At 65.3% G+C, this 245-nt stretch carries 1 pseudogene; it reads right to left on the bottom strand.

The features are described from left to right. Nucleotides 1-245: pseudogene (locus ACYPYD_RS28225) on the bottom strand (MFS transporter); the annotation flags it as partial.

Below are 245 nucleotides of genomic sequence, written 5' to 3'. Positions count from 1 at the left end.
CAGATAGGTCGGCATGTAGCTGAGCAGCGTGTAGTTCACGACATTGAGCGCGATCACGAGGCCGCTCATCGCCAGCAGCGCGCGACGGTGACGGGTCAAAAGATCGCGCAAGGGGGATGCAGCGGCGGGATGCTCCTGTTGCGCAACCTCCCGGAAAAGCGGCGTCTCCTCCATGCGGGAGCGCAGATAGACGCCCACGAAACCCAGTGGCCCCGCCAGCAGGAACGGCAGGCGCCAGGCCCACT

It is taken from the genome of Novosphingobium sp. 11B (assembly GCF_054589055.1).
Note: the sequence above shows the minus strand (reverse complement) of the source record. Positions and strands in the feature narration are given on the sequence as shown.